This is a genomic window from Kolteria novifilia (assembly GCA_007748055.1).
Taxonomy (GTDB): domain Bacteria; phylum Planctomycetota; class Planctomycetia; order Kolteriales; family Kolteriaceae; genus Kolteria; species Kolteria novifilia.
Map to the genome: position 1 here is coordinate 5,823,812 of CP036279.1, position 24,703 is coordinate 5,848,514.

Consider the following 24,703-nt stretch of genomic DNA (forward strand, 5'->3'; position numbering starts at 1 on the left):
ACGCGACCGAGGGCGGACAGATGAGTTCCGCCACGTGTCCTTGAGAGCGATCATCCTCCCGAGAACGACATCGTCCCGGCATGCCCACGAAAACGAGGGCATGGCACCCGGAACCCAGAACTCTGGGGCATGGTTCCCGGAGAAGACGCCGACGACGATGTTGGAGATCCAACGGTGCCGCCCCGAAAGAGTTCGGGGCGGCTTGAGGAAGTGAAGATGTCGGACTGGTAGCGATGCGTGCTTACCAGCCGATCGCCATGTTCGACTCGATCGCTTTACGTGCCTGCTCGAGATCGGTTCCCGTCTCGTGCATGTAGAGGCGAATCGCGTGAAGTTTGTCGCCGCGGGCCTTGGCGAGGCACTCGCGAGCGGTCGCGCACGGGTCGACGTTGTCCTCGATCCCCAGCAAACGCTTGGAAATCACCCAGGCATCGCGCGGACGAACGCCGACGCGAAGTACCTCTTCCTCAGGGTAGTTGCTGTGACAGAACTCCTTCGCCTGGTCCTTGTCGTCGGCCCAGACGATCATGATATGTGCGTCCGTTTCCACCTCGAAGAGCGCCATCGCATATCCTCCCTGGCTCTAGCAGCCGATGTTCGGAACCTCCCACTCGCTGTTCATCGAATTTCAGCGTAGCCAGCGGGAGACCAAAGTGCAAGCGAGCGGGTCGTTCCCATCCACGATCCCCACATGAGTACTACGGACCAGGGCTCGGGAGAGGTCGTTCAAAACGCGATCGATTCCAGCAAAGTCCTTCGATTCTACCCACTCGTCACGGGCGCATCGTATCGTCCGGCGGCCCATCAGGGGGCGAGGCCGAGATCCGTGAGCGTTAGCAACGAGCGGAAGGCAATCCCCTCCTTTTCGAAGAGTTCCGTGGCGCCGGCGTTTCGGTCGAGGACCGTCAGGACTTGCACGACCTGACAGCCCGCCTCGCGCAGGGCGTTGATCGCCTTCATCGCCGAGCCACCGCTGGTCGTGACATCCTCGACAACCACCACGCGTTCATTCCCCTCGAGCGGCCCTTCGATGGCTTGGCCGGTGCCATGCGACTTGGCTTCCTTGCGCACCAACAGGCCCTTGAGGTCCGGACGCGTCTCGGCGGAAAGGGTAATCACCGCTCCCACGATCGGATCGGCGCCGAGCGTCATGCCACCGATCGCGTCGTAGTCGACTTCCGCCATGAATTCGAGCATCCCCTGGCCGATCAACTTGGCGCCGGCGGCGAGGAGCGTCACCTTTCGGCAGTCGATGTAGTAGCTCGACTTCGCTCCGCTGGCGAGCGTGAAGTCACCATGCTTGACCGCGTGGCGGTTGACCAACTCAATCAATTCGGCGCGGGCGTCCATCAATCGTTGCCTCCCAACAGCGAACCGACTCCCCCCGGGATCGACCGTTCGTCCCCTGGAGAATCTCGACGACGTTCTTCTTCGTGGCTCTACTAGACGTTAGGAAAATGTGGGTCGTCGAACCAATTTCCGCGGTCGCCAACCACTCTTTCCCTTTCGGCCGCACCCGCAATCGGTTAACACTCTCATGGAAGCCCGTTGATCCTACTTCGGACGTCGTCGCGTGGGGAAATGGCCGATGCACCAGATACTCGTCTATGCCGACTCGCTCACCTGGGGAATCATCCCCAACACGCGAAAGCGGCTGCCCTTTGCGCAACGCTGGCCAGGCGTCGTCGAGCAGACGCTGCGATCCGAGCAGATCGACGTCCGCATGATCGAGGACTGTCTCAACGGTCGGCGAACGGTCTTCGACGATCCCTTCAAGCCGGGACGCAACGGTCTCGAGGGGCTCGAACAACGAATCGAGATCCACTCGCCCCTTTCGCTCGTGGTGCTGATGCTGGGCACCAACGACTTCCAATCGGTGCACCCGCACAACGCTTGGCACGCGGCCCAAGGAATCGGCGCACTCATCGACGCGATTCGCCGTGCCCCTATCGAGCCGGGAATGCCCGTTCCGCGAATCCTGGTCATCGCCCCGCCGCAACCTGGCGATCCGAAGGGACCGATCGCACCCAAGTTCGCGGGGGCCCGAGCGAAATCCGAAGGACTCGCCGAGGCGATCAAACGCGTCACCCTCGAAAAGGACTGCCCCTTCTTCGACGCTGGAAGCGTGACCACGACGAGCCAAGTCGACGGCGTTCACTTGGATGCCGATCAACACATGCACTTGGGAGCGACCCTCGCCAGGGTGATCGGAGCGTTGTTGCAGGAGAGTTGACGGGCCGAGGAGTGGCGGTCTAGCTTCCGGCCGACTGGGCCGAAAGAATGCCCGCCACGATCAGCGCGAAGCTCCAAAGGTAGATGGTGAACCACCACCAGCGTCGGCGCCGCACGGCATGGAGCAGAAAGAGAATACAGCACCATCCGACCATCGCCGAGACCAGGGTGCCGATGAGCGTCGCCACGATGTTCCCCGGCGTCAACCAGCGCGGATCGAGGTCCGCGGCCTTGAGCACCGCGGCGCCAAGGATCGCGGGAATCGACATCAGCAGGCTGAAGTGCACCGCCCACTCGGGTCGCATACCAGCCACCAGTCCGGTCGAGACCGTCGCGCCACTTCGACTGATTCCGGGAAAGAGCGCCGAGAAGGTCTGCGCGATCCCGACGATGACCGCTTGCCACCACGTCGTCGCTTCCGCGTCGGCTTTCCCTCCCTGGAAGCGGGAACCGATGAGCAGGACTCCCCCGGTCGCCACCATGAAGCCGAGAATCGCCCACGGCCGCTCCGAGGCATGCTCGCGCAGGCCGGCGATTTGCTCGATCCAGGCCGGAGTTTCCGAGGGCCCGTCGGCCGTCTCGACTCGGAAGACGAAACTCGCCATGACGACGGGAAGGGTGGCGAGAATGAGAAGCCATGCCGTGCGCCAGCCGGGGAGTCTGGGAAGGAGCATCGCCTCGACGGCGGACTGATCGTAAGAGACCCCGGCCGCGTCTCCGACGGCCATCAAGAGGGATCGCCGGTAGAAGAAGAGGACAGCGGCGAGCGTGCCGACGTGCAACATGACGTCGAAGAAGAGGGGAAGGTCGCGCAGGCCAAGGAAATGCTGGGCCAGCGCGAGGTGACCACTGCTCGAAATCGGCAGAAACTCGGTCAGCCCTTGGAGCACCCCAAGGGCGACCGCTTCTCCAATCCCGAGCGAGGGGACCGTCTCGGGCACAGAGAGCCCCTTACGTCTTGATGATGTCGCGTACCGTTTGACCGGAGGGGATCATCGGCAACACATGCTCTTGATGCGGCACCATGACGTTGAGCACGTAGGGCCCGTCATAGTCGATCATCTCTTCCAACGAGCTACGCAGGTCGCGGGGATCCCGGATCGACTTCGACTGCACCCCGAACGACTCGGCCATCTTGACGAAGTCGGGATAGGGCGGCTTGTCGTTGCCGTCGCCGAGGTAGGTATGTCCGCGATTGCTTTCGTAGAAGCGATCTTCCCACTGGACGACCATCCCGAGGTGCTGGTTGTTGAGCAGCAGCACTTTGACGGGAAGGTTCTCGGTGTGAATCGTCGCCAGTTCCTGAATGTTCATCAGGAAGCTGCCATCGCCGTCGATATCGATGACGATCTTGTCGGGATGAGCGGATTGGGCGCCCATCGCGGCGGGCAGTCCGTAACCCATCGACCCAAGGCCACCGGAGGTCAGCCAGAGGCGCGGCTCGTTGAACTTCCAGTATTGGGCGGCCCACATCTGATGTTGGCCGACGCCGGTCGCCACGACGGTACGATCGAGTTCGCCCCGTTCCTTGAGCAACTCCCACATCTCCTTGATGGCGTGCTGCGGGAGAATCGCCCCTTCGGGGAGGTCGTACTTTAGCGGCTCGGAGGTCCGCCATTCGTCGATCTGCCGATGCCAGTCCTCGAGCTGAAGCTTGAACGGCTCGGCCTCGACGCGGGTGTTGAGTTCGTCGATCGCGTAGCGGATGTCGGACTGAATCGCCAGACACGCGGGCTTGTTCTTGTTGAGTTCGGAGGAGTCGATGTCGATGTGAACGATCTTCCCGTGCTTGCAGAACTCGTCGATCTTCCCGGTCACGCGATCGTCGAAGCGAACGCCCCAGGCCAAGAGCAAATCGGCGGCATCGACGGCGTAGTTGGCGTAAACCGTTCCGTGCATGCCGAGCATGTGCAGCGAGAGATAGTGCTCGCCCGGGAAACAGCCGATCCCCTGGAGGGTCGTCGTCACCGGAATGCCCAGGGAGATGGCGAACTTCTTGAGGGCCGCCGACGCGTCGCTGCTGACGACGCCGCCGCCCGCGTAGATGACGGGACGCTTGGCCTGCTTGACCATCTCGATCACCCGATCGAGTTCGGCGCTCGAGGCGTGCTTGTCCGGGTTGTAGCCGGGGAGATTCATCGCGGGATCGTAGTCGGGGACGATCCTGCGGTTCTGCAGGTCCTTGGGAACGTCAATCAGGACCGGTCCGGGACGACCCGACTGGGCGATGTAGAAGGCTTCCTTGACGACGCGCGGGATGTCTTCAGTGTGCTGCACCAGAAAGTGGTGCTTGGTGATCGGACGCGCGATCTCGACGATCGGCGTCTCTTGGAAGGCATCGGTGCCGATCACCTTCGTCGGGACCTGCCCGGTGATAGCGACGATCGGGGTGCTATCCATCTTGGCGTCGGCCAAGCAGGTCGTGAAGTTGGTCGCTCCAGGACCGCTGGTGGCGATGCAAACGCCGACCTTTCCCGTGGCCCGGGCGTAGCCCTCGGCGGCGAACCCGCCTCCCTGCTCAAAACGCGGGAGAATGGTGCGCAAGTCCTTCGAACGACGCGTCAACGCCTGGTGGATCGGCATGCTCGCTCCACCAGGATACGCAAAGACGACCTCGACACCCTCGCGGATCATGCAATCCACCAACAGATCACAGCCCAACACGGGTTCAGAGCACGTCGACATCAGTCATCACCTTCGCTTAGCGGCGGAATCTTCATCGTGGACGTACCTCCTACGCGAGGACGTCGTCTCCGCCCAATCCGCTCATTGTAACCAAGAGAGGCCGTGGGACCAAAATTTGGCGTAATTTCCCCTCACCGCATTCAGAGGGTTCCGACATCGCCAGGGTTCGGTTCGTTGGACGAGATCGACCAATTGTCTCCGACGCGTCTCCAACGAACTCGCGGTCCGCCGCGAGAATCCCTATTGGACTCTCCCGTCCGACGAGAATGAATCCCCCAGCGGACGACCACTGTAGCCCGTCATTTCCAGGTATCCCGATCCACCCGCCGACGCTCCACCGAAGGTGCCCGAAACATCGATGGCTCCCTCCCAGTAGGTCACGTCGGTGCTCAGTGGTGTCCGCATCTCTTGCTGGGGAAAGATCGCCCGCACCTCGAGTTGGGCCTTTTGTTCCGGAATCGACAACTTCCACGAGACGGGATAGCGGGCGCCGCTGGCCGACGAGGTCCAGGTCTCTCCCGGCGACATCGTGAAATCGCCGGCCCCCAGCGGGGTTGCCTCTCCCTCCGGATCAACGAGAGTACCCGAGGTGCGCGGATCGGAAGATCCGTCGGAGCGGCGAAACTGGTAGAGCATCAGTTCCCAGTCATTGTCGAGCTGGATCGAGAGCCAGTCCCATCCAATCTGTTCCTTCTCGAGGAAGCTCGTGCCGAATTCGTGATCCATCCAGCTTAGGCCCCTCACCCGGTGGGTGACGCCGTCGACGGTGACCGTCCCCTTCGTCTCCATGCGAGTCAGGGAGTAGTAGTGCGACGCGTTTCCCGCTTTGGCTCCCTTCTGGCTGATGCCGTCGCGACCGTGCAGGGCCGGCGACTTGAGCGGGGTCAGCTCGAGGTCGATCGCGTCGCCTTCCGCCTCGGCGACGAGGTGGTGAGTGTTTCCTCGGAGCGAAACCTGCCAGCCCTCGTTCCAAACGCGATAGTGCTTCGTCGCGGCACCAGCCATTCCAACGCCCGCGCGGTTGAGCCGTTCGTGGACGTGGTGCCGGCGGGCGGAGCCGTCGGAGATCGCGAAATGGGTCATGTAAAGATCGCGCACCGCCCAACGCGACGCGCTCTTCGGCTCGAGGGTGATCCCGGTGCGAAAGAAGGTCAATTGATAGCCGAACCGGCGGCCGTTCTCACTGACGAGATTGCCGGTGTAGTACCACCACTCGATCCGGCAGTCGGGATGCGACGCGTGATCGCGCGGAAACGAGAAGGAATAGCCGGGCATCGCCTCGCGCCAACCCTCGTCGTTGTACGTCGGTTGGTAGGAGGTCGCCTCCTCGGCGCCAAGCAGCATCACCATCATCGCGAGCCAACACACGATCTCACTCCTCCCTGAGTTCGGCCGCGGACCGAAATCGAGTCGCTCGCGCCGCGGGATAGAGGCCGGCGAGCACGCTGGCCAGGATCACCAGCACCGTCGACTGCGCGAGAAAGAACCACGGGGGACGAAACTGAATCGTCCAATGAAACGACTGGACGTTGATCACGAAGACGAGAATGACCGCCATCGCGATCCCAAGCAGGATGCCCAGGAGTTGACTGGCGCCTCCGACGAGGGTTGCCTCAAGCACGATCATCCGGCGGATCTGACTCCGGGTCGCTCCCATCACCCCAAGCAGTCCGATCTCCCGACGTCGTTCATGCACGATCGTGTAGAGAGTTCCGAGGACTCCCATCACGGCGGCGGCGATGGCGATGATCTGAAGCCCGTAGGTGATCGCGAACGTACTGTTGAAGATCCGCATCACTTCAGTGCGCAAGCTCGCCTGCGTGAAGAGGAGGAGCCGATGGTTCTCGCCCAGCCGCTTGAGCAGTCGCGTGCGCGTCGTTTCCGGATCGGCACCTTCGCGAAGATACAACGCGGCGCTGGCGGGGCTCGGCTCTTGCCCATCTGGGGAAAAGAGTCGGGCGAAGGTACGTCGATCGACGACCACCGTGCCGCGATTGTTCGAGTAGTCGTAGTAGACTGCCGCGATCCGGAACGCTCGCTCGCCGCTGGGCGTCGGCAGGCGAACCTCGTCCCCGACTGTCTTGCCAAACCGGAGCGAGAAACTCTCGGAGATGAAGACCTCCCCATCCCGGGCGGCGCGACGGACGTCGTCGGACGTCATCCGGGCGGGAGCGGCGTAGAGAAGTCGTCCCTTCGCCGCCAACACTTGAAAGTCACCACAACCGAGCGTCACGAGGGTGTCGCCGAACCGCGCCTGCCGCGTGCTGAACGTGTCGATCGCCTCGACGTCGGGATCGCTCGCAAGGATCGCGAGCGCCTCGGGACTCATCTGCGACTCCGCGATGGAAGAATTGAGCGTGGCGGGCCTGACCATGATATCGGCGCTGATGATGCGATCGAGCCAATAGGTGACCGTGAAGCGAAACGACGCGATCATCAGCGCCACGGCGACCATCATCGCGAGGCTCACCACCAGGGCCGCGACCGAAACCCCGATTCGGGTCGAGGCATCGCGCAGGTTCGCCCCGGCGAGCTTTCCCGGCACGCGCCAACCTCGTGGAAGAGAGGAGGCGCCCACTTCCCAGAGACGACAAAGCGACCAAAGAATCAACGGAACCAGCGCCGCGGCCCCAAGGAGCAACGTCAGCTCCGCCGTGTAGCCCCAAACCGGAATCCCGTCGACGGAGGGGAACCGCACCAGCACCGTCGTGAGCAGAAACGCGACCCCCGCCACCACTAGCGCCCAACGCGAGGGACGCCGCGCGGACGCCAAACGCCCCGTCCCGCGAATCGCCTCCAAGGGAGACACTCGCGACGCTTCGAGAGCCGGCCCAAGGGCGGCGACGAGACCCAACGGAATCGTCAACCCGAGGGCCCAACCGACGTCACTCCAACGAAGCGACTGCGAGGCCGTCGACGCGACCGCCGCTTCCGCGATGTAGAAGGTCTCCACCGCCACCGTCGTCGCCCGAACGGCGACCTCTCCCAAGATCCGTCCGAGAAGCAGCCCGAGGCCGGCCCCGACGATCGTCAGGAGTAGTGCTTGCCCGAGGAAGAGCGAGGCGGTCTGAACGCGACTTGCCCCGACCGCGCGCAGCATGCCGATCTCCTCGCGGCGCATCGTCACGCTGATCGTCAGCGAATTGTAGATCAGGAACAGACCGACGATGAGCGAGACCGAGCCGAGGGCATTGAGGTTGAAGTGAAAGGCGGCGATCATTCGGTCGACTCGGCCGAAGCGATCGTCGGGTTGCTCGACGATGAGGCCGGGAACAAGACGCTCGGCAATCGCTCCCTTCGCCTCCTCGAGTGAGTCCTCGTCGTGGAGCCGGACGTCGAGTCGGTCGAGCTGTCCGATGCACGCGAAGAGCTCTTGGGCTCCCGCGATGTCCATCAGCAAGAAGTTGCCATCGAGAGTTCGCCCTGGCCCTTCGTCCAGCAACAGCCCCTTGATTGTCAACTCGCGTCGCCGATCGCCGACCACCACTGGAAACGAGTCCCCGATTGCGAGTCCGTGCTGACGAGCGAACTTTTCGGTCGCAATCACGGCATCGAGATCGACGATCAGTTCCAATAGTTGCCGGGGGGTCGGCTCGCGTCGCCGGTCGTCGAACTCGAGCAGGTAGTAGCTCCGCACCGGCCGATCGCGCAGCGCGTCGATGCCGAGGACTTGGAGAAGCTCCGCCGTCTCGCCATCGTGGCCCTCGAAAAGGACTTGGCCCTCGACGACGGGACTAACGTTCCCTAACCCATCGAGCCAGCCAAGCTCGTTAAGGAGCAACTCGTCGAAGCGGCCGCTGCCGGCGGTGATCTGTAGCGACGTCGCGCCGGCGATCGACTCGGTCGCCGTCTTGAAGGACTCGATCGATCCGTGGTTGCCGATCCGAATCGCCACGACGACGGCGACCCCCAGGGCGATTCCGAGGACGGTGATCGTCGAGCGCCCTTTCTGGTGCCAGAGGGAACGCAGAATGAATCGGCTAAACAGACGCGGCAACGTCGGGGTTCTCCGTCAGGGCCTCGATCGCACCGTCGCGCATGTGAACGTGGCGTCGCGCGTGGCGGGCGGCCTCGCTTGAGTGGGTCGCCAACAGAAGGGTCACACCGAGATCTCGGTTGACACCCGCCAGCAGACGCATCACCGATTCGCCATTCTCGGTATCGAGGCTCCCGGTCGGTTCGTCGGCGAGCAGCAGCGAAGGCTCGTTGACCAGGGCTCGGGCGATCGCGACACGCTGCATCTCCCCGCCGGAGAGCTCCGCGGGAAAGCGCCGCGATTTGGTCCCCATGCCGACGAGATCGAGCATCGCTTGGGCACGTTCCCGGCACGTGCCGCCATTGTCCCCGTCGAGCAAACGCGGCAACTCGACATTTTCGAGCACGGTCAATGTCGGCAAGAGATTGAAGAACTGAAAGACGAAACCGATCTTCTGGCGCCTCCAGCGGGCCAACTCGTCATCACCCAGATCGGCGACCGATCGACCATCGACGAGAACCCGTCCCTTGCTTGGCTGATCCATCGCCCCGACCAGATGCAGCAGCGTCGACTTGCCACACCCCGACGGTCCCATGATCGCGAGAAAGTCGCCTTTCTCCGCCCGCAGACTCACCCCGCGCAGCGCGGGCGCGTCCGCGGCGGCGTACGATTTGTAGACGTCGTCCACTTCCAGCATGACCAACTCATCTTCCCAAACCACGATCCGCTTCAGCGGTCACCAAGTGATTGTAGCGTCGCGCCATCATCCGGCCGCTGGTGGCTCGACGGATCCGACCACAGGGCGACTCCGGGGGAGTTCCAAGATCTTCGCTCACGGGAATGTTGAGAACTTTGCCGACAGATGATAGGGTACATTTCATTTTCACCGGAAAGGTGAGGCATTTGACGGTGGTCTGACGTACCGTCGACACATGCTTCCCCCGCGGGATCCTCAAACTCCCTCGGGGCCGGTAGTGCGACGATGGACGAAATGCGATCGAGCACACGGTGGAGAAACGATGGCAAATCCGTTCCCCGGTGCGAAAGGCGGCTCGATCTCCACAACCGACCGCGGAGGAAGCGGCGGCGTCACGGTCCAACGCGAGAGCCCGAAGCAGAGTACCGACGTGGAAACTGCCGAGGATCTCCGTGCCAACGCCCGCTTCAAATCCCTCGTGGTCGAGGACAATGCCGCCACAAGATTGTTGATCAAACGGCTTCTCACGCAGTTGCATCACGACGTCACGTTGTGTCCGGATGCGGCGTCGGCGATCGAAGCCTTCGGACAGGACACCTTCGAACTGGCGTTCATCGACTGCGTCCTGGGAGACTCCACCGACGGTTTGGATCTCTGTCGCCGCCTCCGGACCATGCCAAAGGGAAAGGAATGCGTCGTCACGATCTGTACCGGCGCGGTCCAAGTCGACGGCCTGCGGGAAGTGATGAAGGCCGGTGCCGACGACTACCTGGCCAAGCCCTTTCATGCCGACCAATTTCGCGTCCGCGTCGAGGTCGCCGAGAATCTCGCGCTGACAAGACGCCGGCAGCGTGAACTCGAGTCCGAACGACTCCGCCTTCGCATGCAACTCGAAGCTCGGGTTCGCTTCCAACGGCGCGAGCTTCACACCAAGACAGCACAGCTCCGCGAGGAGATGTCAAGCCGTCACCAAGCCGAGGAACAGCTCCGCTACGACTCTTTTCACGACAGCCTGACCGGCCTGCCCAATCGCAGCCTCTTTCTCGACCGACTCGGTCAGGTCCTGAAGTTCTCCCAGCGGCGACAGAATTACAAGTACGCCGTCTTGGTCATCGGCGTCGATCGTTTTCGAGGCGTCAACGAGAGCATCGGTCACGACGGCGGCGACGAACTGCTCGTTCAGATCGCGCGCCGCCTGGAGCATTGCCTGCGTCCCGGCGACAGTGTCGCCCGACTCGCGGGAGACGAGTTCACGGTTCTTCTCGACGACGTTCGCGATCTCAGTGACGCCACTCGAGTCGCCAACCGGATCCAGGAACAGTTCGATCCCCCGTTCTTGCTCGGCGACGTGAAGGTCGTCATTTCGGCGAGCATCGGGATCGCGCTGAGTCAGCCCGGCTACGAGGAGCCGATGGACGTTCTCCGTGACGCCGACGTCGCGATGTCCCGAGCCAAGGCGCTCGGCAAGGCACGCTACGCCATCTTCGACAGCGGGATGCAGCTCCAAGCGACCCGCCGACTCAAACTCGAGGCGGACCTGCACCAAGCGATCGAACGCTCGGAGTTCGTCGCCTACTATCAGCCGATCGTCTCACTCGAGGAGCGGCGCATCCGCGGTTTCGAGGCTCTCATTCGTTGGCAACATCCCGAACGCGGCCTGCTGCCTCCCTCGGAATTCATCCCCATCGCCGAGGAGACGGGACTGATCATCCCCATCGGCCAATGGATGATCGGCGAGGCGTGCCGTCAACTGCGCCGCTGGGAACAGGCCACCAAGGAGGCTCGCGACATCGAGATGAGCATCAACGTCTCAAGCCGACAGTTCTCCGATCCCCAACTCATCGACGTCATTGGGGAGGTGCTCGATCAGACCGGCGTCAACGAACGCCACATCCGTCTGGAGATCACCGAGAGTGTCATGATGGACAACGCGGCGACGATCACCGCGACCCTCTTGCAGCTCCGGGCTCTCGACATCCAGCTCGGGATCGACGACTTCGGCACCGGCTATTCGTCGCTGAGCTATCTCCACCATTTGCCGATCGACACCCTCAAAATCGATCGGTCGTTCATTCGTGACCTTCACCAATCGCGTGGCCCCGATCACGAGATCGTCCGCACGATCGTCTCGCTCGCCTCGAATCTCGGGATGGCCTGCGTCGCCGAAGGGGTCGAGCTGCCCGAACAGATCCATCAGATCCAAGAGCTCGGTTGCAGCCTGGCGCAGGGTTTCTACTTTTCCCGTCCCGTCTGCGGAGACATCGCCGAGCGACTCCTCGGCGCTCCCCTCGATTGGTGAGAGGCCACTTCCCAAGATCGAGCCCGCGGCGACGAATCCCTTCCGAGTGCGCTGCTCCATCTAAGTTTGGGGTGCCACTGACTGCTTGCCAGCCAGTGGCAAAGGGATGGAGTTGCACCAACACTAAATTCAAGTTGGAACAGAGCACTAGGCTCCGTCTCAAGAGTCGGCTCTGGCTTCGGCTGGCTACGTTGCCTCGGGCCGACGATCAACTTTTGAGACGAAGCCCAATGTCCTGACGAGTGAGTTCGCTCGCCCAACACTCTTGGGTGCCCCCCTGCTCACGCTCGCCGTGGGCAAGTTCAAAAGACTCACGCTCGCCGTGGGCAGGCGGGAAACGTCGATGATTCGGCAAGCTTCCTCACGGTCCGATGGCGACTTGTCGAAAGGAAGTCGAATCGTCACGCGGCCCTCGGCTCCTAAAACAGTGCCCGTTCGCTTCCTGGACCGGGGAACGACGGCCAAACGAACCGTCACGCCGATCGCTGCCATCAGCGGTCCGTGAATTCCCCGCACGACGAATCGGTGAGGGTCATGTCAGGACTGGTGCATATCATCGAGAATCTCGATCGAGTCTCCGATTCGATCGCGACGGAAATCGACTCGGTCGAGAAACGCAACCCGTGGTTCGGCGGCATCATCAACGGCTTGGTCGCCGGCGGCGCGGTCGGCTTCGTCGCCTGGGCTACCCGGCATGCCCATCACGAATCGGCCATTCTCCTGTTCGGCTGCTTGGGAAGTTCGTCGGCGGCGATCGTGATGGCGCCGCTGGCGCGCGTCAACAGTCTGCGGTCGGTCAGCATCGCCTACCTGATCGCGTGCGCGGTAAGCTTGGCTTATTACCCGCTTCGCGAGTTTCACCAGAGTCTGCTGCCGCTGCACTGTTTCCTCATCGTCACCACCGCGGTCGTGCTCGCTCGGCTGCTCGACGCGATGCACCCCTCGGCGGTCGGCGCCGCGCTCGCGTTCGTCATCTATCAACGCAGCCTGGGGACGCTGGTCATCTTGTTCCTGATGATCGAGTGCGTCCTGATCCTTATCAAAGTCTTCGCTTATTTGATCATGAAGGACCTCCATTTCCGCGACTTTGCCAAGGAGTTTCGGCGAGAGTATTACGGGAAGGAGATCCTCGTCTCGATCGCTCAGGCACCCGCGGAACCCACGAAGGACTCTTCCTCATGAACACGAGTGGCAGCAACCAGCAACTCCTCGGCGATCCCAAACAACTCGTCCGAACCCTGCAAATCATCGTCGCCGCCCTCTGCATGGGCGTGCTCACCTTCGCGGGGGTCGCCACGGCGATCTCACTTGGCGTCATCGAGAAAGATGTCCCCCAGGCGGCCGCCCCCGAGGGAGAGTCCCCGGCCGATATCATCACGATCGCCGCGCTGGCGATGGCGGCCATGTCACTCGTTGCCCATCCGATCGTCGGTTCCATCATCACGAAGACGCCACGCAGCGATCTTCAACAACGACTACGCGACGGCGACGAAGAATCCGTCGATCGCCAGTTGGCGGGACTCTTTCAAACGAGCACCATCATTCGCTGCGCGATACTCGAGGGACCCGCCTTCTTTCTCTTGATCGCGCTCATCCTCGGAGGTCCGATATGGCTGCTGGCGGTCGTCGCCGTCCTGCTGATCGCCATCGCGATCCACCTGCCCACCGAGGCCAGCTTCGAGGGCTGGCGCCAACGTCAAAAAGAAGACCTTAAAATCTCGGGGTTCTGACCGGATCATGACACGAGACGACGTCTTCGCGGCCCAGCGCCGCCTCGCGCCCTGGGTCCACCGCACGCCGGTTCACACCAGTCGCCTGCTCGATCGCGAGTCTGGGCGCGAACTATTCTTCAAGTGCGAGAACTTGCAGCGGGCCGGGGCGTTCAAGTTTCGAGGAGCGACCCACGCGCTGCTTTGTCTCGATGAGATTGCCCGGAGTCGGGGCGTCGTCACCCATTCCTCGGGCAATCACGCCGGGGCGCTCGCGCTGGCTGGCCAGCTCTTGCAGGTCCCCGTCCATGTCGTCATGCCGACGTCGGCACCGAGGGTGAAGGTCACCGCCGTTCGGGAGTACGGAGCCACGATCTCCTTCTGCGAACCGACGCTCCAGGCACGCGAAGAGACCACCCGGCGAATCCTCGACGAGTCGGGTGGAACGCTGATCCATCCCTACGATGACGAACGCATCATCGCCGGCCAAGGGACCGCGGCCCTCGAACTCCTCGAGCAAGTGCCCAATCTCGACGCCATGCTCGTTCCGGTGGGAGGTGGGGGACTTCTGGGAGGAACGCTCCTCGCCGTCCAGGGAGCAGTCCCCGAACCTCGCGTGATCGCCTGTGAACCCGAAGCCGCGAACGATGCCTACCTCGGATGGACCTCGGGCGAGCGTCAGCCGGCGCCGTCGGGCACGACCATCGCCGACGGGTTGCGAACGGCCCTTGGGGAAAGAAACTTTCCCTTGATGCGCGAGTATGTGCACGCGGTCGTCACCGTCAGCGAGACCGGCATCGAGGAAGCCTGGCGTCTGTTGCTCGAGCGGACCAAGCTTCTGGTCGAGCCGTCGTCGGCCGTTCCTCTCGGCTCGCTCCTCGAACAACCCGACGCGATTCCCGGCAAACGTCTGGGCATCATCTTGTCGGGAGGGAACGTCGATCTGTCGCCGCGGCGCTGACCCTCCGATGAGTTCGACGCCTTCCCACACTCCTCCATTCCGCCGGCTCCTCGCACACCTCCCCGATGTCACCAAGCCCCCGCTCGACGCGGAAAGTTCAGATTGATCCGAAGATTCCAAAGAATTGGACTCCGAATGTCGATTCTGACGATGGACTAGCTTCCAGCCGGGTCAGCTCGGCTTCCGCGCGTCGCCAACTCTGGGTATGAGCGACCCTCGGCACCGGTGGCGACGTCTTGAAATCCGTCGTGCCCGACGGCGGGGCAAGTTGAGTAGAGGGAGAAGAGATGAGAATGGTCTTGAGCTCGCTAAAGCTTTCGGGAGCTTCTCTTGCGATCGGCATGATCGCGACCGGGCTCTTCTACTCCATGGTCCTCTTCGGCCCCTTGCACGGGACGATCGCCGATCGCTACTCCACCGGCCATCCGGTCGAGTACGTCACCGTGGCGATGTTCTTCTGGGCCCTCGCCGACTTGCTGATCAAGTTCGTCGACCTGTCCGGGGAACGGCGAGCGCTCGGCTACGACTGGCTACCTCCTCGCGTGGGACCGCAGCCGGTGAATGTCGCGACCGGGCTCCTGGAGCGAATCAAAGCGGCGCCCGCGAAGCTGCGAAGCACGTATCTCGGGCAGCGCCTCGACAAGGCACTCGAATACGTTTGCGAGAAGCGCTCCGCCGACCGGATCGAGGAACACCTTACGTACCTGGCCGATGTCGAGTCCGAACGGGCCCACGGCAATTTCGCCTTTGTGCGTCTCGTCGCTTGGATGGTTCCCATCCTCGGCTTCCTCGGGACCGTCATCGGCATCACGCTCGCCATCGCCAACATCAGTCCCGAGCAGATCGAAACCTCCCTCTCGGAAGTGACCAGCGGACTTGCGGTCGCCTTCGACACCACGGCATTGGCGTTGACGCTGTCGATCGGCATCATGTTCGCGACCTTCCTCGTGGAACGTCAGCAACAGAAGGTCCTCGATCGGGTGGAAAGCTTCGCGATCTCCGAGCTCCCCCATCGTTTCCTCGCCGGCGGCCCCGAGATGGAGCCCTACCTGCGAGTCCTCGAGGAGTCGAGCACGTCGGTCATCGCCCACACCGAGGCCTTGGTGAAGAGCCAGGCCGATCTTTGGTCCGAAGCCTTCGCGAAGGCGCGCACTCAAGACGAGGCAGCGGTCGGTCGGATCGCCGAGCAGTTCGCTTTTCTTCTTGAGAACGTGCGTTTGGAACGTCAGAAACAAGTCGAAGCGTTGGGCAAGACCACCGATCGACTTGCGAGCCTCGAACACGACTTGAACAAGTTGACCGATCGTCTCTCCGACGTGATCAAGGGAGAGAGTCAGCTCTCGCTCGTGCAGCAACGACTCAACGACAATTTGGACGCGATTCGTCAAACCCATGACTTCGAACAAATCCTTCACAGCCTCACCGCGGCCATCCACTTGATGACGGCGCGTGGCGGCACGAAACTGGAGAAGCCTGCCGCATGAGACGTCGGCCTACCAAGTCCGATCGTGGCAGCATCTTCCCGTTCCTTGCCGTGCTCGTGAGCACGATGGGGGCAATGATTCTCCTGCTCCTGATTATCACCCGCCAAGCCCAACGTAGCCGAGAAGCCGAGGCACAACGGGCGGTCGCTCCCCTCAAGGAGCCGCCGCCACTTCCGCCGCTGCCTGAGATCGAACGCTATGAGCCGCTTCCGGCCCCGTCGCAGCTCCCGCCCTTGGCGGAGCTCGAGTTGCCGCCGCTACCGGCCTTGCGCGACCCGCGCGAGAAGCTGCTGGGCGAGCGCGACCGGCTCCTGGACCAATGGGCCGCTCTCGCCGCACGGGAGAAGTCCGCGTCGAGCGAGCCGATCGATCCCGAGCGGGTCAAGCGCCTGCTCGAGCAATTGCGGCAGCAGCGTTCCCTCTTGGCCAGCGCCCGCGAGGCAACATCGCGAAAGCTGACCCAGCTCGAACGCGAACGCGGCTCGCTCGAAAAGAAGAAGCGACAGCTCGAGTGGGACGAGAAGCACATCGAGAATCGCTACGCCATCGTGCCCTACACGGGGCCGAACGGAACGCCGCGACGACCGATCTACCTCGAGTGCCGCTCCGAGACGATCACGCTCCAGCCCGAAGGGGTCGTCATTACGCCGGCCGATCTGGCGCATCCCGAGCGGTGGGACAACTCCCTCGCCGAAGTCGTCAGGGCGATCGTCGATTCCTGGCCCGAGTCCCAAGGGAATGACTCGCGCGAGAAGGTCACTCCCTATCCGCTCTTCCTGGTCCGACCTGACGGCATCGCGGCTTACTATCTCGCCCGGAAGGCGATCGAACACGTCGAGGCTCCCTATGGCTACGAACTCGTCGCCAGCGACGTCGATCTCGCCTTCCCCAACGCGGACCCGAAGATCGAACGGCTGGCGAACGAGGTGCTCGAACGTCAGCGGCGAATGGCCCCGCGTTACCGCCCGTCCCCCTACTCCGGACCACTCGCCCGCGGATCTCACGGCCGACAACCTCCCTTCTCCGGGATGAGAAGACCGGGTGAAGGCAGAGGCCTAGGGTCCTTGAATGGCGACGAGGGAGAAGAAGACTCTTCGCTCGACGAGGTGACGCGCGAACTCCACGCCGGCCCGGCCCGTCGACTTCGCAGTCGGTCGATGAACCGACCCGGCTCGCGATGGACATCCCCTCAGGGGCCAACGGGACTTCCCTACCCTGGCGAGGATCTCGCGAGTACGTCGCGAAACGGTCGTGGCAATGGTTCCTCGACGTTTGACAACAGGCGCTCCGGCGGCTCGACCTCTTTGGGCGGGCCCCATGGCTCGACCTCTTTGGGCGGGCCCCATGGCTCGACCTCCATGGGCGGCCGCAATCGGTCCGCTTTCGGCGGAAGCGGACCAGAAGGCGACCGACTCCTCGGGGGTGGTTCGCGGGACGACCAAGCCCTCGGCGAAGGTTCGAGCGGTACCCCGCCGTCGTTCCCACCCATGTCCGTGGCGGGTGGAGCGAACTCGGGAGCCCAGGGCGGCAACGGCCCCGGAGGCTTCGGGACGGGGTCCAATGGCACCAATCCCTACGGAACTCGGTCCAATGGCACCAGTCCCTACGGAACTGGTGGCAACGGCAGTGGCGACTTGTCACCCATGACCGCGTCGGGCGGAACGGGAACGGGAGGCTCCCCACTCGGAGGCACCCCCACCGGTGATGAACCAGGATCTTCCAACGGCATGGCGGGAGAAACGGGCACCGGACCAGGCGGAGGATCGTCCGAACTGACCGGCGCCGGCGGTCAAGCCAGCGACGGCCCCCTCATCGGATCATTGACGGGAAGCACCGCGGGAAGCCGGGACGGATCATTCGGCGGAACGGGCGCTTCGGCCAGCGGACTCGGGGACGGCGAGAACTCCCCAAGCGGCGAAAACACCGGCCAGGGATCGGGCAGTTCGGACATCGCGGCGCGTGATGGCGAGGGAACTCAACCCGGCACCGGGCAAGGTGGCCACGGGACCTTCGCCGACATCCTGATGCCTCGCGAAAACGGTCCGGGAACTCGCTTCGCCTCGGCCTCGGCGGCGGACGGAAACCAGGCATCGTCCTCCCCGGGCGTCGGCGTGCCCGGCAGCCAAAGCAGCCCCTTCGGAAGCGGGGGATCGAGCGGCCCCGCGTCGCAAGGCTCCCCCGGCGGATCGCCAGGATCGTCGACGTTTTCCGCGGGAGCCCCCTCGGCTAGTGCCGGTTCGCCGGGTCAAGGAAGCGGGACGTACGGCCAGCCCGCGGCCGGACCGCCTCCCTCCACCGGAGGGCTCGAAGGTCAAGCGGCGCCACCGGGCGGATCTCCTCCCGCGGGAAGTTTTGGCGAGATCCTCTTCCAGCCGCGCTCCGGCGAGCGTCGAGAAGTCGCGGACGACGAGGACCGGTTCTCGTGGGGCGAGGAAACGCCCTTCGCCGAACCGGGCATGCAGGGCTTCCGCGTCGATCGCAAGCCGATCACCCGAGACATCATCATCGAGTGTCGACGCGTCGGGCTCGTCATGCACCCGGAGAAGGAGTTCGTCTCGCTGCGAAACGAGGACGAGACCGAAGCTGGACTGGGAGCGGTCTACCGTCATGTTCGCCAACAGCGGCTAAGCTGGGGACCACCGCCCGGACCGCTGCATCGTTGGGAACCGGTCATCGTCTTCAAGGTTCGCCCCGGCGGGCTCGAGAACTACTATCGGCTTCGAACGACGATGCTCAAGGACGAGCGTTTCCAATCTCGGCGTGAACTGATCAATGCGGAGTCGGTGCTCAACTTCGATCGCTTCATGGCCGAGGAATGATCGCCAGGAACCATTCGGTGCCATTCGCCAAGAGGCTCGTGCACTGGCCCATCGACTTTTTGGGGTGCCACTGACTGCTTGCCAGCCAGTGCCAAAGGGTTGGGGTCGTACCAACACCAACGTTAGGTTGGAACAGAGCGCTAGCTAGATTCAAGCAGGGAAGGAGGAAGCAATGAAACGTCGCAAGTCGCCGCGCAACGACGACGTCGGCTTTGGCGCCGATTCCTTCCTCGACATCGTCGCCAATATTGTCGGCATCCTGATCATCCTTACCGTCATGGTCGGCGTGCGGATCAAGAAGGCCGCCACCTCGACCGAGCCCCAACAGCTCACCCAACAAGCCTGGGACGACGAGCGGCAAGCCGCGATCGAGGACTGGGAAAGGCGCCGCGCCGAGATCGACCAGACCAACCGGCAACAACGACGACGTTGGCAAGAGGCAAAACGAGAGAGCCAACGACGTCAGGAAGAGCAGATGCGAGAACGGAGCGACGAGGAGAAAGAACACGCCCGGCGTCTCCGCGAACGGACCCTCGCCATCGAGGAGCGAAACGAGCTCAACCGACAACGCGAGCGGGAAGCCGAGCGAATCGAGCGCGATTTGGACGCACTGGCCGCGAAAATCGACCAAAAGAAGATTATTCTCGCCCAAATGGATCTAGATCGGACCGAAAAGCTCAGCGCAATCAAACGGGACATGCGCGAGGTCAGTCGACTCGAGAGCGTCGTCGCGATGGAAAAGATGGCCCTCGAGCAGGACGAGCGCCGTCAACAGGACGCGACGACGTTGGTCTCGACGCTCGCGACCGAAGTCGACAAGTTAAAGGCCATCCAAAAGAAGCCCGAGCCGACAAAGAAGTGGGTCCATTACGCGACGCCGATGGCCCAGAAGCTCCAGCGGGAGGAGATCCACTACCGCTGTCTCGGTGGCCGCATCAGCGACACGCATCTTGAGGATCTGCTCGCGATGCTCAAGCGGGAAGTCAAGGGTCGCGGTCCCTACGTCGGCCGCATCACCCGCGGGCAAGTCGGCCCCATCTCCGGCTATCGGCTGCGATATGTCCTCGTTCGCGGGATCTCGCTGCGGGAGCAGCTCGTCAATCCCTATGTCGCGACGGTGCAGGTGGCTCAATGGGAACTCGTCGCCGAGGATGACCAACTCGGGGAGATCGGCGCGGTGGCCCTCCAGGAGGGCTCGGAGTTCCTTTCCTCGCTGTCGTATCGCCCCTCGCGCGTCTTCGCGGTCACCCTCTGGGTCTACCCCGACAGTTTCGAGCTGGCCAAGACGATTCGCGACCACCTGCACCAAAAGGGCTACACCGTCGCCCTTCGCCCCTTACCTAGCGGGTTCCCCATTGCCGGAAGCCCCTCGGGGACCGCGTCGGAAGGGCAATAGGCAACCCGATCGAGAATCACGCTTTACACGGTTGCGCGATTTTCATAGCGTTTCCTTCACCGGTCGGCTTGCAGGGAAGCATGCCGATAAGCACACGGAAGGGCAGACCGGTGGCCAGGATCCTTGTCCATGCCTTGGCCGTGACCTCTCGCGGGGGCGCGGCGTACTGTCGACGATTAGTCTCCCATTGCTCGCGAGGTCTTCGCCAGCATGACTGGCTTCTCCTGCTTCCCAGCGGAGTGAACATCGCGTTCCCGCGGCTGGGAGACAATGTCAGCATTCTTCACGACCAACCTTCCAACGACGCGATTCGCGGCAGCTATACCGATCATCATCGGGTGCAGCGTCTTATCGCGGAGGAAGGGATCGACGTCATCGTCTCGCCCTGCGACTTCGGGGTACTCCAACCGCCGGTTCCCCAGTTGCTCGTCTCGCGAAACGCCCTCTATTTCTCCATCGAACATGTCCGGCAACTCAGACGGCGCTGCGAGATCAAGGCGCTGCTCAATGTCGTGATGCGGCAGAAGCTCGCCCTCTCGAGCATCCGAGCCAGCGACCAAGTCGTCGTTCCCTCCAACGCGATGCGCGACGACATCCTCGCGTGGAACTCGGTCCTCGCCCCCGATCGCTTCCACGTGATTCGTCCGGGTCTCACCCCGCCGGCGACCGATCCCAAGCTCTCCGCCGAGATCCGCTCGTCACTCGACACGCGCCCTTGCGTTCGGCGCATCCTGTTGCCGGGAGCTTATCACTACGGCCGCAACGTCGAGGTGATGCTGCGAGCGATCGGCTTGCTGGGAACCGAACACTCCGAGCCCATCGAACTGATTTTGACCACCAAACTCGGTGTCGGCGTCCGCAACGAGGAACAGGACTCGACCGCCGCAGCCCGTCTCATTCAGGAATGGGGCCTCGCCGACCACGTGACGATGCTGGGCAAAGTCTCGCGCAACGATCTAGACGCGCTCTGCCGGTTGGCCGATGTCGTCGTCTGTCCGTCGTACGTTGAATCGGCGGGGACGGGGATGATCGAAGCGATGAAATGCGGCCGTCCGATCGTCGCCAGCGATTTGCCGATCCATCGCGAGACGTGTCAGGGGGGCGCGATCTACGCTCCCCCGTTCCATCCGCAAAGTTTCGCGAACGCGATCAAAACGATTCTCGACGATGCTTCGCTCGGCCAGGAACTCGGGAAGGAAGGGTTGGAGCGAGCCAAAGCGTTCCGCTGGTCGGCCCATTTCCGCGATCTATCCGGCATTCTTCAAGACATGATCGACGAAGCCGCCCGCTCTCCGAAGGTTGCCTAGACGAACGCTCTCCCATCGAATCGCCAAGGCTGTCAGGCAATCGCCCGACCGACGGTTTCCCTCTCCCCATGGGAGAGGGGCTAGGGGTGAGGGGGTTCGTCTTCGCGAGATGTCACAATCGACCGACCGACGGTTTCCCTCTCCCCGTGGGAGAGGGGTTAGGGGTGAGGGGGTTCGTCTTCGCGAGATGTCACAGTCGACCGACCGACGGTTCCCCTCTCCCCATGGGAGAGGGGCTAGGGGTGAGGGGGTTCGTCTTCGCGAGATGTCACAATCGACCGACCGACGGTTCCCCTCTCCCCATGGGAGAGGGGCTAGGGGTGAGGGGGTTCGTCTTCGCGAGATGTCACAATCGACCGACCGACGGTTTCCCTCTCCCCGTGGGAGAGGGGTTAGGGGTGAGGGGGTTCGTCTTCGCGAGATGTCACAATCGACCGACCGACGCAGAGGGCCTAATTCGCCATTGGCGTGAAGGCGGTGTTGCGAGGCCGACTCCCGTTGGACTTGGGGGCGTCGCTCAGGAAGAAATCGTCGACGTCGTAGCCCGCTTGACGCAACTCCTCGCGGGTCGGACGAACGACGCGGATCAGCACGACCGTCTGGAATTGCTTTTCCTCGACGGTCCGCACGAAGAAGCGGTGCCCGAGCGTGCCAGTCTGCTCCGCCACACAACCGAGGATCGCGTATTCTCCCGACATGAGGTCGAGGTCGACCGCCATCTCGTTGTAGATCTTATTGTCGCGCTCGTGGCGAAGCTGCCAGCCCGAAAGATCGGGAGCGGGCATCCGTTTCTGCTGGCGAGATCCGTATTCGACGACCGGCACCATCTTGACGACGACGTTGCTGCCGTCGCCGTGACTAGGCGTGATGTAGAGGTAGCCTTGGGCGTTGCTGAGATCCTCGCCGGTCGCTTGGCCTCCCTGCACCGTCAACACGGTCCAAGAGGGAACGATCGGCGTGGTCTGGATTTTCACGAGTTGGCCCGAGTGGGTCCAATGACGTCGGCCGTCGTTACTTCCCTCGCGATCGTCCAGCAGTTTGAGCAAGTCGGCGGGGAGCCGGGATCCGAGTTTCGCGATCCGAAGCCCATTCTTGTTGAGCATCACCTTCTTCTCGATCGGCAGAGCGTGCTCGTCCGCCTCGGCCCAAACCGCCTCGTCGATGACCTTGTCTCCGAGTTCGCGCTCGATGAACAGGTAGCGCAGCTCGACGACGTCGGGCATGACATCCGGCATCTTCGGTTTGAATCGACTCCACGATCCGTTGCTGACGATCTGGCTCGGATCATGCAGACAACCGACGAGGAGCGAAATCGAGACGACAAGTGCCGCATAGAGACGCATGAATCGGTCCTTGTGGACTTTCCCCGTCGCGAAGCGGAGAGGAGCTTCGCGAGACACCACCCAAACGACCATGTCGGCGCGAACTCCCCCACCGACCCCGTGGGCCAAGAGGAAGAGCGTACGCCATGATCTCACAATCCGTGGGCCGCATAACGCTCGCAATCCTTCCTGTCAATCGCAAGACTTTGCCCACGTTCCCTGGCCGACGAGAAGATCTGCACGGACGTTCACCGGAAAACCGACAATGAAAACCTCATTGCGTCCAGATTGGGACGAGTTATACTCTTAAGTGTCGAACCGGGGTCCGTGACGAAGGTCGCGATTCCTCGGAGATGTCATGTGACATCTCGCTTCGTCGGGGTGTAATGGACATCTTGAGGAAGATCCGGCTCGATCCTGCCAAAGTCACTGCCCCCGCGCACTCCGCAATGGAGGGATGGAAATATGTTGGGACTCTTTCCGGAACAACAGCACGACTGCGAACAGTCCTCGCGGCGTCGTTTCGTGATGCAGCTCGGCTCGCTGGCCGGCATTCTTTCGCTCGACGGCCTGCTTCGCCAGCAAGCCGCCGTCGCCTCCCCCGCCCAAGTTGACGCGTCGGGGAAGAAGCGTTCCCCCGCCTCGGACGTGAACTGTATCCTCATCTGGACTCGGGGCGGCACGAGCCATCACGACTCCTTCGACCCCAAGCCGGAAGCCAAGTCCGACATTCGCGGCGAGTTCGGCACGATCAACACGGCTTGGCCAGGCGTCCTCTTCACCGACCTGATGCCTCGCTGTGCCCAGTCGGCCAAAAAATTCACCACCATGCGAAACCTCAACCCGAAGAACGGCAGTCACGGCGTCGCCGACGCCTACATGCTCTCGGGGCATAAGTTCAACCCGACGCTAACCTACCCCTGCTACGGCTCGGTCGTCGCCAAGGAGTTCGGCTATCGCGGTTCGCTTCCGCCCTACGTTCAAGTCAACGACAGCATCGATCGCCGCTTCCGCGGCGGGCTCTCCGGCTACCTTGGGCTGGCCTACAACCCGTTCATCGTTCCGGACGATCCCAACAGCTCCCGATTCAAGGTTCGCGACGTCACGCTTGATAAGTCGGTCAGCGGCTCGCGTCTGAGCCGTCGTCGCCAGGCCCTCGAGGCGATCGACACCCTGCAGCGCAACCTCGACCGTCAACCCGATGTCTTTCAAGCGGTCGACGAGTACTACGAGAAGGCATTCGACATCATCACCTCGGCCCAGACGCAGAAGGCCTTCAACCTGAACCTCGAGCCCTCGCGCGTTCGCGACGCCTACGGCCGCACCAGGCTCGGCCAGAGCTGTCTGCTCGCTCGCCGGTTGATCGAGTCGGGATCGCGCTTCGTCACGGTGACCGACGGTGGCTGGGACACGCACCGCAACAACTTCGGCACCCTTCGCAAGAAGCTGCCCGACTTCGACCGATCCTTCTCGACGCTGATCACCGACCTCGGCGATCGCGGCATGCTCGAAAACACCTTGGTCGTGTGGATGACCGATTTCGGCCGGACGCCGAAGGTCAACTCGGCCGGTGGTCGCGATCACTGGTCGACCGCGGCGCCGCTCTTGATGGCGGGGGCGGGGACGCCTCCGGGCGTGATCGGCGAGACCGACGGCGAAGGCGCTCGTCCCGTCGGCCGCGAGTACTACACTCGTGACATCGCCGCGACAATCTACGCCAAGCTCGGCATTCCGCTGCACACGATCCACCACACGCCCGACGGTCGCCCCGTCGCCCTCTGCGAAGGAACGCCCATCCCGGAACTCATGGGATAGC

18 protein-coding genes are annotated in these 24,703 nt (G+C 62.9%); 10 read left to right on the forward strand and 8 right to left on the reverse strand.

The window, feature by feature from the left end; all coding sequences use genetic code 11:
* Positions 1–241 precede the first annotated feature (241 nt).
* Together Pan216_RS21395 and pyrE are read right to left on the reverse strand one after the other, a co-directional pair.
* The gene (locus Pan216_RS21395; protein WP_145261197.1) at positions 242–565 is read right to left on the reverse strand and encodes a DUF6793 family protein; all 324 of its coding nucleotides are present in this window, start codon (positions 563–565) and stop codon (positions 242–244) included.
* A 239-nt stretch (positions 566–804) separates the two neighbouring features.
* The gene (gene pyrE, locus Pan216_RS21400; protein ID WP_145261199.1) at positions 805–1,350 is read right to left on the reverse strand and encodes an orotate phosphoribosyltransferase; all 546 of its coding nucleotides are present in this window, start codon (positions 1,348–1,350) and stop codon (positions 805–807) included.
* A gap of 238 nt (positions 1,351–1,588) precedes the next feature.
* Between pyrE and Pan216_RS21405 the strand changes: the two genes are divergently transcribed.
* Positions 1,589–2,233, forward strand: coding sequence for an SGNH/GDSL hydrolase family protein (locus Pan216_RS21405; protein WP_145261201.1), 645 nt, complete (start codon positions 1,589–1,591; stop codon positions 2,231–2,233).
* Positions 2,234–2,252: 19 nt separating this feature from the next.
* Here the strand turns inward: Pan216_RS21405 and Pan216_RS21410 are convergent, their stop codons facing one another.
* From Pan216_RS21410 to Pan216_RS21430, 5 genes are all read right to left on the reverse strand, one after another.
* Positions 2,253–3,173 carry an undecaprenyl-diphosphate phosphatase gene (locus tag Pan216_RS21410; RefSeq protein ID WP_145261203.1) on the reverse strand — a complete coding sequence of 307 codons (921 nt, stop codon included), beginning with the start codon at positions 3,171–3,173 and terminating at the stop codon, positions 2,253–2,255.
* 10 nt (positions 3,174–3,183) lie between these two features.
* On the reverse strand, positions 3,184–4,917 hold the full coding sequence (gene ilvB, locus Pan216_RS21415; protein ID WP_145261206.1) for a biosynthetic-type acetolactate synthase large subunit: 1,734 nt from the start codon (positions 4,915–4,917) through the stop codon (positions 3,184–3,186).
* 240 nt (positions 4,918–5,157) lie between these two features.
* Positions 5,158–6,285: a lipocalin-like domain-containing protein gene (locus Pan216_RS21420; protein ID WP_145261208.1), complete on the reverse strand. Its 1,128-nt coding sequence runs from the start codon at positions 6,283–6,285 to the stop codon at positions 5,158–5,160.
* A 4-nt stretch (positions 6,286–6,289) separates the two neighbouring features.
* Complete coding sequence (locus Pan216_RS21425; protein ID WP_145261210.1) at positions 6,290–8,914, reverse strand: FtsX-like permease family protein; 2,625 nt, start codon at positions 8,912–8,914, stop codon at positions 6,290–6,292.
* The gene (locus Pan216_RS21430; RefSeq protein WP_145261212.1) at positions 8,898–9,590 is read right to left on the reverse strand and encodes an ABC transporter ATP-binding protein; all 693 of its coding nucleotides are present in this window, start codon (positions 9,588–9,590) and stop codon (positions 8,898–8,900) included. Before Pan216_RS21430 ends, Pan216_RS21425 begins: the two co-directional genes overlap by 17 nt.
* 322 nt (positions 9,591–9,912) lie before the next feature.
* On the opposite strand from Pan216_RS21430, the gene Pan216_RS21435 reads away from it, so the two are divergent.
* The 8 genes from Pan216_RS21435 to Pan216_RS21470 all read left to right on the forward strand — a co-directional run bounded on the left by Pan216_RS21435 (position 9,913) and on the right by Pan216_RS21470 (position 21,565).
* Positions 9,913–11,889 (forward strand): two-component system response regulator, encoded by a 1,977-nt coding sequence (locus Pan216_RS21435; protein WP_419192818.1) that lies wholly within the window; start codon positions 9,913–9,915, stop codon positions 11,887–11,889.
* Positions 11,890–12,423: 534 nt separating this feature from the next.
* A complete protein-coding gene (locus tag Pan216_RS21440) occupies positions 12,424–13,071 on the forward strand; it encodes an HPP family protein (protein ID WP_145261217.1) in 648 nt (215 codons plus the stop codon).
* Positions 13,068–13,619 (forward strand): hypothetical protein, encoded by a 552-nt coding sequence (locus tag Pan216_RS21445; protein ID WP_145261220.1) that lies wholly within the window; start codon positions 13,068–13,070, stop codon positions 13,617–13,619. Before Pan216_RS21440 ends, Pan216_RS21445 begins: the two co-directional genes overlap by 4 nt.
* 7 nt (positions 13,620–13,626) lie before the next feature.
* Complete coding sequence (locus Pan216_RS21450) at positions 13,627–14,559, forward strand: pyridoxal-phosphate dependent enzyme (RefSeq protein ID WP_145261222.1); 933 nt, start codon at positions 13,627–13,629, stop codon at positions 14,557–14,559.
* Between the two features lie 287 nt (positions 14,560–14,846).
* Positions 14,847–16,043: a MotA/TolQ/ExbB proton channel family protein gene (locus Pan216_RS21455; protein ID WP_145261224.1), complete on the forward strand. Its 1,197-nt coding sequence runs from the start codon at positions 14,847–14,849 to the stop codon at positions 16,041–16,043.
* A complete protein-coding gene (locus Pan216_RS21460) occupies positions 16,040–18,862 on the forward strand; it encodes a hypothetical protein (protein ID WP_145261227.1) in 2,823 nt (940 codons plus the stop codon). The genes Pan216_RS21455 and Pan216_RS21460 overlap by 4 nt, the downstream gene beginning before the upstream one ends.
* Before the next feature lie 172 nt (positions 18,863–19,034).
* Complete coding sequence (locus Pan216_RS21465) at positions 19,035–20,258, forward strand: hypothetical protein (RefSeq protein ID WP_145261229.1); 1,224 nt, start codon at positions 19,035–19,037, stop codon at positions 20,256–20,258.
* 110 nt (positions 20,259–20,368) lie between these two features.
* Positions 20,369–21,565, forward strand: coding sequence for a glycosyltransferase family 4 protein (locus tag Pan216_RS21470; protein WP_419192819.1), 1,197 nt, complete (start codon positions 20,369–20,371; stop codon positions 21,563–21,565).
* 452 nt (positions 21,566–22,017) lie between these two features.
* On the opposite strand, the gene Pan216_RS21475 is transcribed toward Pan216_RS21470, so the two are convergent.
* A complete protein-coding gene (locus Pan216_RS21475) occupies positions 22,018–22,908 on the reverse strand; it encodes a hypothetical protein (protein ID WP_145261233.1) in 891 nt (296 codons plus the stop codon).
* 444 nt (positions 22,909–23,352) lie between these two features.
* Between Pan216_RS21475 and Pan216_RS21480 the strand changes: the two genes are divergently transcribed.
* A complete protein-coding gene (locus Pan216_RS21480) occupies positions 23,353–24,702 on the forward strand; it encodes a DUF1501 domain-containing protein (RefSeq protein WP_145261235.1) in 1,350 nt (449 codons plus the stop codon).
* Position 24,703 lies beyond the last annotated feature (1 nt).